Source organism: Nocardia brasiliensis IFM 10847 (assembly GCF_000710915.1).
Lineage (GTDB): Bacteria > Actinomycetota > Actinomycetes > Mycobacteriales > Mycobacteriaceae > Nocardia > Nocardia brasiliensis_A.
In genome coordinates, this window is the sequence record NZ_BAUA01000090.1 from 125,797 (window position 1) to 134,244 (window position 8,448).

General features: G+C 68.3%; 10 protein-coding genes. 9 read left to right on the plus strand and 1 reads right to left on the minus strand.

Annotated features, from left to right (window positions below):
- The first annotated feature begins 3 nt into the window (after positions 1-3).
- From NBRGI_RS19925 to NBRGI_RS19965, 9 genes are all read left to right on the plus strand, one after another.
- Complete coding sequence (locus tag NBRGI_RS19925) at positions 4-1,053, plus strand: ABC transporter permease (protein ID WP_029898491.1); 1,050 nt, start codon at positions 4-6, stop codon at positions 1,051-1,053.
- Complete coding sequence (locus NBRGI_RS19930) at positions 1,050-1,859, plus strand: ATP-binding cassette domain-containing protein (protein WP_036559928.1); 810 nt, start codon at positions 1,050-1,052, stop codon at positions 1,857-1,859. Before NBRGI_RS19925 ends, NBRGI_RS19930 begins: the two co-directional genes overlap by 4 nt.
- A complete protein-coding gene (iolC, locus tag NBRGI_RS19935) occupies positions 1,856-2,794 on the plus strand; it encodes a 5-dehydro-2-deoxygluconokinase (RefSeq protein WP_029898495.1) in 939 nt (312 codons plus the stop codon). Before NBRGI_RS19930 ends, iolC begins: the two co-directional genes overlap by 4 nt.
- 34 nt (positions 2,795-2,828) lie before the next feature.
- The gene (locus tag NBRGI_RS19940; protein ID WP_029898497.1) at positions 2,829-3,722 is read left to right on the plus strand and encodes a Cgl0159 family (beta/alpha)8-fold protein; all 894 of its coding nucleotides are present in this window, start codon (positions 2,829-2,831) and stop codon (positions 3,720-3,722) included.
- Positions 3,719-4,606: a 5-deoxy-glucuronate isomerase gene (gene iolB, locus NBRGI_RS19945; protein WP_029898499.1), complete on the plus strand. Its 888-nt coding sequence runs from the start codon at positions 3,719-3,721 to the stop codon at positions 4,604-4,606. Before NBRGI_RS19940 ends, iolB begins: the two co-directional genes overlap by 4 nt.
- Entirely contained in the window at positions 4,603-6,444 is a 1,842-nt protein-coding gene (gene iolD / locus NBRGI_RS19950; protein WP_029898501.1) for a 3D-(3,5/4)-trihydroxycyclohexane-1,2-dione acylhydrolase (decyclizing), read from the plus strand. Before iolB ends, iolD begins: the two co-directional genes overlap by 4 nt.
- Before the next feature lie 188 nt (positions 6,445-6,632).
- Positions 6,633-7,043, plus strand: a complete 411-nt coding sequence (locus NBRGI_RS44020) for a putative immunity protein (RefSeq protein ID WP_235211024.1) — start codon at positions 6,633-6,635, stop codon at positions 7,041-7,043.
- 142 nt (positions 7,044-7,185) lie between these two features.
- Positions 7,186-7,389 (plus strand): cold-shock protein, encoded by a 204-nt coding sequence (locus NBRGI_RS19960; RefSeq protein WP_014987157.1) that lies wholly within the window; start codon positions 7,186-7,188, stop codon positions 7,387-7,389.
- Between the two features lie 235 nt (positions 7,390-7,624).
- Complete coding sequence (locus tag NBRGI_RS19965) at positions 7,625-7,843, plus strand: hypothetical protein (RefSeq protein ID WP_235211025.1); 219 nt, start codon at positions 7,625-7,627, stop codon at positions 7,841-7,843.
- Here the strand turns inward: NBRGI_RS19965 and NBRGI_RS19970 are convergent.
- Positions 7,840-8,448 (minus strand): nucleotidyltransferase domain-containing protein (locus NBRGI_RS19970; RefSeq protein WP_036559932.1); only part of this gene is annotated, 609 nt, incomplete at its 5' end. The genes NBRGI_RS19965 and NBRGI_RS19970 overlap by 4 nt on opposite strands.

Sequence of the window (8,448 nt, forward strand, 5' to 3'; positions counted from 1 at the left end):
GAGATGACTACTGCTACAACGACGACCGAGACCACACCGGCCGCGCAGGACGGGCCGTCGCTGCTACAACGGCTCGCCGTGCGGCCCGAGATCGGCGCCGCGCTCGGCGCACTGCTCGTGTTCGTGTTCTTCTCGATCATCACCGACCGCTTCCTCAGTCCGCTCGGCGTCGCGACCTGGCTGGACGATTCGTCCACGCTCGGCATCATGGCGGTCGCGGTGGCGCTGTTGATGATCGGCGGCGAATTCGATCTGTCGGCCGGTGTGATGACCGCTTCGACCGCGTTGGTCACCGCCTTGCTGGCGGTGCACGCCGGATGGAACGTCTGGTTCGCGCTACTGGCCTCGCTGGTGCTGGCCCTGCTGGTCGGCGCGTTCAACGGCTGGCTCGTGATGCGTACCGGACTACCGAGTTTCATCGTCACGCTCGGCACTTTCCTTGCGCTGCAGGGTCTAAACCTCGGCGTGACCCGCCTGGTCACCGGCACCGTTCAGGTGTCGGGCATTCGGAGCGCCGACGGTTACAACTCGGCCGGGTGGGTGTTCGCCTCGACGTTGAACATCGGCGACGCCCGGATCCAGGCCTCGGTCATCTGGTGGATCGTGCTGACCGCGATCGCCGCGATCGTGCTGGTGCGCACCAGGTTCGGCAACTGGATCTTCGCGGTCGGCGGTGCGCTGCCGAACGCGCGGGCGGTGGGCGTGCCCGCCGACCGGACGAAGATCATCCTCTTCATGACCACGGCCTTCGCCGGCTGGGTGGTCGGTTCGTGCAGCATCCTGCGCTTCGCCAGCGTGCAGGCGAATCAGGGCGTGGGGCTCGAACTGCACTACATCATCGCCGCGGTGGTCGGCGGCTGCCTGCTGACCGGTGGTTTCGGTTCGGCCGTCGGCGCCGCGATCGGTGCGCTGATCTTCGGCATGGCCCGCCAGGGCATCGTGTTCGCACGCTGGGACAGCGACTGGTTCATGCTGTTCCTGGGTGTGCTCCTGCTGGCGGCGGTGCTGGTCAACAACAGATTCCAGAAGCGAGCCGAAAGGGTGCGCCGATGACTACAGCAGCGCGGGGTGATGCGACGGGCGTCCCCCTCATCGAGGCGATCGACCTCGGCAAGAGCTACGGCGGTGTGGTCGCGTTGCAAGATGTGTCGACCGTGGTGAACCCGGGTGAGGTCACCTGCATCCTGGGCGACAACGGCGCGGGCAAGTCGACTCTGATCAAAATCCTTGCGGGCGTGCACCAGCACGATCGCGGCGAGCTGCGGATCGAGGGCGAGGCGGTCCGATTGCCCTCCCCGCGTGCGGCATTGGATCACGGCATCGCCACCGTCTACCAGGATCTGGCGGTGGTCCCGCTGATGAGCGTCTGGCGCAACTTCGTGCTCGGCTCGGAGCCTACCGTCGGCTACGGTCCGTTCCGGCTGCTGGATCGCGCGAAAGGGCGGGCGATCGCTCGAAAAGGTTTGTCGGACATGGGTATCGAGTTGCGCGATATGGAGCAACCGGTCGGCACGCTGTCCGGCGGGCAACGGCAGTGCGTCGCGATCGCGCGGGCCGTGCACTACGGCGCCAAAGTGCTGATCCTCGACGAACCGACCGCCGCGCTGGGCGTCAAACAGGCCGGTGTGGTGCTGAAATACGTGGTGCAGGCGCGTGATCGGGGCCTGGGCGTCATCCTCATCACGCACAATCCGCATCACGCGTATCCGGTCGGCGATCGCTTCCTGCTGCTCAAGCGCGGAGCCATGCTGGGCTCGTACGAGAAGTCGGAGATCGATGTCTCCGAACTGACCCGGCAGATGGCGGGCGGAGCCGAATTGGACGCGCTGCAACACGAATTGCAGCGGGTGGTGTCGTGACCGCCCTGGAGGTTCTGACGATCGGCCGGGTCGGCGTCGATCTCTACCCGCAGCAGAGCGGCGTCGGGCTCGCCGAGGTCGAATCGTTCGCGAAATCGCTGGGCGGCACCGCGACCAACGTCGCGGTGGCCGCCGCCCGGCTCGGCCGGGACAGCGCGGTGCTGACCAAGGTCGGGCCGGACGGCTTCGGGGACTATGTGCGAAAGGCGCTGGGCGAGTTCGGGGTCCGCGCCGACTACGTGTCGACCGCCCCGGATCTGCTGACGCCGGTGGTGTTCTGCGAGCTGAACCCGCCCGCCGACCCGCCGCTGCTGTTCTATCGCGCGCCCATCGCACCGGATCTCACGCTCACCGTGGACGAGGTGCCCTGGGACGTGGTGGATTCGGTGCCGCTGCTGTGGGTCACCGGTACGGGCGTCAGCGCGGAACCCGGCCGCGGCACCCAGCGCGCGGTGCTGGAGCGTCGCGCACGTCGCGGGCACACGGTGCTCGATCTCGACTATCGGCCGATGTTCTGGCCGGATGTCGCGACCGCGCAGCGAGAGATCGGTTGGATGATCGATCACGTCACCGTTGTCGTGGGCAATCGCACCGAGGTCCAAGTCGCCGTGGGCACCGCCGATCCCGATGCGGCGGCGGATCGGCTGCTCGCGCGTGGCGTGCGGCTCGCGGTGATCAAACGGGGCGCCGAGGGCGTGCTCGTGGCAACCGAATACGAACGCTGGACGGTGCCGCCGTGCCGCGTCGAGGTGGTGTGCGGGCTGGGCGCGGGGGATGGTTTCGGCGGTGCCCTGATCCACGGCCTGCTCGCGGACTGGGATCCACACCGCATCGCCACCTACGCCAATGCCGCGGGCGCACTGGTGGCCTCGCGCCTGGCCTGCGCGGACGCCATGCCGACGGCCGCGGAAATCGAGGAACTGCTATGCCGCTGAATCAGCGGGTGAACCCGGAATCGGAGGAACTACGGTGCATTTGACCGACGAACGCTGGCGTGAGCTGCTGCGCGTCCGCGCGACGGACCCGGCGGCGGTCGAACGGGCCTATGCGAAGCGGGTGCGTCGCGCGAATCTGCTCGCGGACAAGCAAACCCTGTTTTTGGTCGCCGCCGATCACCCGGCCCGCGGCGCCCTCGGCGTCGGATCGGACCGCACCGCCATGGCCGACCGGCGCACGCTGCTGGAGCGGTTGCTGATCGCGCTCGCGGACCCGGATGTCGACGGCGTGCTCGGTTCCCCGGACATCGTCGAGGAACTGCTGCTGCTGGACGCGCTGGACGACAAGGTGGTGATCGGTTCGATGAACCGCGGCGGCCTGGCCGGCGCGGAGTGGGAGATCGACGACCGGTTCACCGGTTACGACGCGGACTCGCTGGCCCGGTTCCGCCTCGACGGCGGGAAAATGCTGCTGCGCCTGGTCGATTCGGACGCGGGCACGGTGCCGACACTGCAGGCCTGCGCGCAGGCGGTCTCGGAACTGGCCGCGAACGGATTGATGGCGATGGTCGAGCCGTTGCCTTACCACCGCAACGAATCCGGGGCGCTGGTGATGAGCAAGGACGCGCCGTCGCTGTCCAGGGCGATCACGGTGGCCTCCGGGCTCGGCGTCACCTCCGCGTACACCTGGCTGAAGATCCCGGCCCCGCAGGATGTTTCGGTTCTCGACGCGACCACGCTCCCCGTCGTGGTGCTGGGCGGAGCCCCATCGGGTGACCCCGCGGCCGACCTCGCCTTCTGGGATGGTGCGCTCGGCCACGATGTGGTCCGCGGTCTGGTCGTCGGTCGCACGCTGCTCTACCCGCCGGACGGTGACGTGGCCGCGGCCGTCGATCAGGCGGCGAAGATGCTTCGGGAGGCGCGATGAAGCTGCACCGACCGGCCGGAACCCTCGGGGCGGGCAACGATCCGGTCGTCCTCGCGCCGGAGGACGCCGGCTGGCACTACACCGGGCTGCGCGTGCTCACCTTGGCTTCCGGTCAGAGCCGGACACTGCGCACCGGCGAGTTCGAGGCCTTCGTGCTGCCGCTGTCGGGGTCGTGCACGGTGCGGGTCGAAGACGTGACTTTCGAATTGACCGGCCGGGACTCGGTTTTCACCCGGGTGACGGATTTCGCGTACGTCCCGCGTGACGCCGAAGTCACGCTGCACGCCCAGAGCACGCTCGAGGTCGCGCTCCCGATGGCCCGCTGCACGAACCGGCTGACCCCGAAATATGGTCCCGCCGAGCAGGTGCCGGTCGATGTCCGCGGCGCGGGCCGGGCCACCCGCCAGGTGACCAACTTCGGGGTGCCGGGGGTGTGGGAGCACGCCGACAAGCTCAACGCCTGTGAGTTGATCACTCCCGACGGCAACTGGTCGTCCTATCCGCCGCACAAGCACGACGAGGCGAGCGACTGCGAGGTCGTCAACGAGGAGATCTACTACTTCCGCATCGCGGGACGCGACGGCATCGCCCCGTCCCGGGCGGGTTTCGGCATGCACCGCACCTATACCGCAGACGGCCTGCTGGACGAGAACGTCGCGGTGCGCGACGGCGACGTCTTCCTCGTCCCGCACGGCTATCACGGACCGTGCATCGCCGCACCGGGCTACCCGATGTACTACCTCAACGTGCTCGCGGGTCCGGGGCCGCAGCGCTCGATGGCCTTCTGCGACGACCCGGCGCACAGCTGGGTACGCGGCAGCTGGGACGACCAACCGCGGGATCCGCGCTGCCCGGTCACCACTCACGAAGGACGGATCGGATGAAACTGACTGCGGCACAGGCCCTGGTCGCGTGGTTGGTCGCGCAGCGCTCGGAGACGCTGGACGGTCGCGAAGTTCCGCTGTTCCCGGCGGTTTTCGGCATTTTCGGACACGGCAATGTGCTCGGCCTCGGCACCGCGCTGCACGAGCGGCGCGACGAGATCCCGGTCTGGCGCGGTAATACCGAACAGGGCATGGCGCTGGCCGCGGTCGGCTACGCCAAGGCGACGCACCGGCGCCAGGTCGGCGTCGCGACCTCCTCGATCGGTCCCGGTGCGCTGAACATGGTGACCGCGGCAGGCGTGGCGCATGCCAACCGCCTTCCCCTGCTGCTGCTTCCGGGCGACACCTTCACCACCCGTGCACCCGATCCGGTGCTGCAGCAGGTCGAACATTTCGGCGACGCGACCGCGACGGTCAACGACGCGTTCCGCGCGGTGAGCCGGTACTTCGATCGGATCACCCGGCCGGAGCAGTTGATTTCCACACTGCCGCAGGCAGTTCGGGTGCTCACCGATGCGGCCGACGCAGGGCCGGTGACGCTGGCCCTGCCACAGGACGTGCAGGCCGAGACCTACGACTTCCCCGACGCGCTGTTCGCGCCCGTGGTGCATCGCCTCGTGCGGGCCCGTCCTGATCGGCGCGCACTGGCCGATGCCGGTGCTGCGCTGCGCGCGTCGACCCGTCCGTTGCTCGTACTCGGTGGTGGCGTGCGCTATTCGGGTGCAGGTCGCACCGCCCTGGAATTCGCCGAACGACACGGCATTCCGGTGGTGGAGACGACGGCGGGCCGCACGCTGGTACCGCACGTGCATCCGCTCTACGCCGGTCCGCTCGGAGTCACCGGCTCCGCCTCCGCGAATGTCATGGCCGCGACGGCTGATCTGGTGCTCGCGGTCGGAACTCGGTTGCAGGACTTCACGACTGCGTCGTGGACGGTGTTCGCGCCGGACGTCCGCCTGGTCACGATCAACGCGGCGCGCTTCGACGCGGTCAAACACGGCGCACTCGCGGTGGTGGGCGACGCCGACGCCACCCTCACCGACCTGACCGAGCAGCTGGCGCAATGGCGTGTCGACCCGCAGTGGACGTCCCGCGCCGCCCACCATCGCGGCACTTGGGACGCGCATATCGACAACCTCCGCGCGCCCACCCCGGGCACACCGAGCTACGCCCAGGTGGTGAGCGTCGTCAACGAGCTGAGCGGCCCGAGCGACTACGTCATGACGGCCTCGGGCGGCATGCCCGGCGAGCTGGTCGGCGGCTGGCGAGCCGCCGGTGCCACGCCGACGATGGACGTGGAATACGGCTTCTCCTGTATGGGCTATGAACTCGCCGGTGCTTGGGGCGCCGCCATGGCGCATACCGACGGTCTGGTCACCACGTTGCTCGGCGACGGCTCCTATCTCATGTTGAATTCCGAACTCTTCTCCGCGGCTTTCGCCGGACATCCGTTCGTTGCGGTCGTCTGCGACAACGACGGCTACGCGGTAATCGCCCGATTGCAGGAAGGCCAGGGCGGCGCGCCATTCAACAACTTTTACGCTGATTGCCGCAGCGCCCATGCCGACCCGCCCCGGGTGGATTTCGGCGCGCACGCTCGTGCGCTGGGTTGTGCCGTGTATACCGCGACCGACCTGGTGGAATTCCGGGCCGCCTATGCCGAGGCCCGGACAGCCGCGGTCCGCGAATCCAAGCCCGCGGTGCTGGTGGTGCGCACGCAACCGTCCTCCTGGACCGAGGCGGGGGCGTGGTGGGAGGTCGGTGTGCCCGAACATCTTTCCGGCCGCGTGGCGCACGCCGAGGCCAAGCCGCGTCAGGTGCGATACCTCCGTTCCTGACCGAGATGTGCTGCGCGACACCGGGAAAAGTCGTAGGATGACTTATCGACGTCTGGTGCAGCGGGCGTCGATGGCCATTGCGGCACAAGGCAACTGGTTGTGAACCAAGGATCGGCGGGTACTCGTCGAAGAGGAGTGGGCCCGTGCGGATCGAGGCGATCGGAGCGGGACCATGACCCTCAACCGAGGTGACCACACCGCATTGGCACTCTGGGCCGCCGCCTGCGCCGAACACGTGTTGCCGCTGTCGAGCGGCACGCCCGGACGACGCACGCCCGCGCGCGGCGATCGAGGCGGCGCGCGCCTGGGTGCGCGGCGAGCTGACCATGCCCGAGGCGCGCCGGGCCGCGTTCGCAGCGCACGACGCGGCGCACGGGCTGGAAGGCGCGGGCGAATACGCGGCCCGTTCCGCCGGCCATGCCGCGGCGACCGCGCACGCCGCGGGCCACGTCGTGCACGCCGCCAACTATGCCGTCAAGGCCGCCCAGGCCGATTCGTCGGAGGACAGCGACGAACGCGCCTGGCAGGAATCGCAGGTGCCCGCGCGGCTGTTTCGCGTCGTGTTCCCGGATCGGGGCCTGTCGGAGCATGGGAGGTGAGGGCCACACCCCACCGTGAGGGTTGGATTGCTCACAGTTGGGGAGGGTAGAAGTGGAGAAATTCGTCGGATCATGGCATCGTTGATCTACGAGACCAGGACATTCCATTGTCAGAATCTGGCTCGTCTACAGAAAGTATGAAATGGCTCAGGGCATTGTGAAGTGGTTCAACAGCGAGAAGGGCTTCGGCTTCATCGCGCAAGACGGTGGAGGTCCCGACGTCTTCGTGCATTACTCGGCTGTTAGCGGCTCGGGTTTCCGGTCCCTCGACGAGGGGCAGCGCGTGGAGTTCGAAATCGGCCAGGGTCAGAAGGGCCCGCAGGCGCAGGACGTTCGCGTTCTCTGATCTCGCTCCCCAGCTTTTAGAAAGGCCTCACACCGGCTCGGTGCGGGGCCTTTCACCGTTTCCGGGGTCTGCGGTCAGGACTCGCGGATGAACTGGACGTGGGTGACCGCGGGGGAGCGGACCACGGAGCTTCGGCATGATGCTGTCCTTTTCGCTGCTGGTTGCATTTCGCAATCGCTTGTGGACAGCGTAGGGGGCGACGATCGAGGTCATCGGGGACCGGTGGGCCCTGCTGGTGCTGCGTGACGTGATGTTCGGGACCAGGCGCTACTTCCGGGAACTGCTGGCCGGGGCGGAGGAGGGCATCGCCGGCCCCGACCTCTGGGCGGACTTCATGGACGAACTGCGCGAATCCCACCTGGGCATACCACGCCCGGACCCGGACCGGCCGACCGCCACCGACCGGCTGGCCCAGGCGTACGCTGCGGCGCTCGCTGAGGCGTACCCCCGCTAACGCATGGCTTCACGGCGGAAGAACTCCGCCGTGCGAGCGCGCGCGTGCGCCAGATCCGGTTCCCGTGTCTTCGGGAAAGCGTCTGCGGCCAGGTCGAATTCGGTCGCGATGAACGATGCGATCGGCACCGGCACTGTGCCACTGCCCATTTCACGGGTCCGCGACTTGAGCTCGGTCAACTCCGCCACCGCGGCGACCAGATCCGCGGGTAGCTCGCACTGGTCCATCAGGGTCGGCAGATGCATCGGCGCGACCGCCGCGTCCGGATGCCGACGCAGCCACCGCAGCGCCATGGCGGGGCGCAGTGAATAGAACACCTTCTTCAGTGATCTGTTGCGATCGAACAACTCCCACTGCTTGCTGCCCAGATGCAGGTAGTGCCGAGCTACCCGGCCGCGGTCGGCGACCTCGTCGGCCAAGGCGCGCAGTTCGTCGCGGAACGCGGGGTCGCCGCGGTACACGATCGGCGACATCAGCCATTCGATGAGCACGGCGTTGCCCGCGACCAGCAGGCGCAGCGCCTTGGCGAGGTCCCAGCCGTTCACGTCGAGCAGCCCCGCCAGCGGCGTCTCGATGACATCGCGGGTGCGCCACGGGGAAAGGTA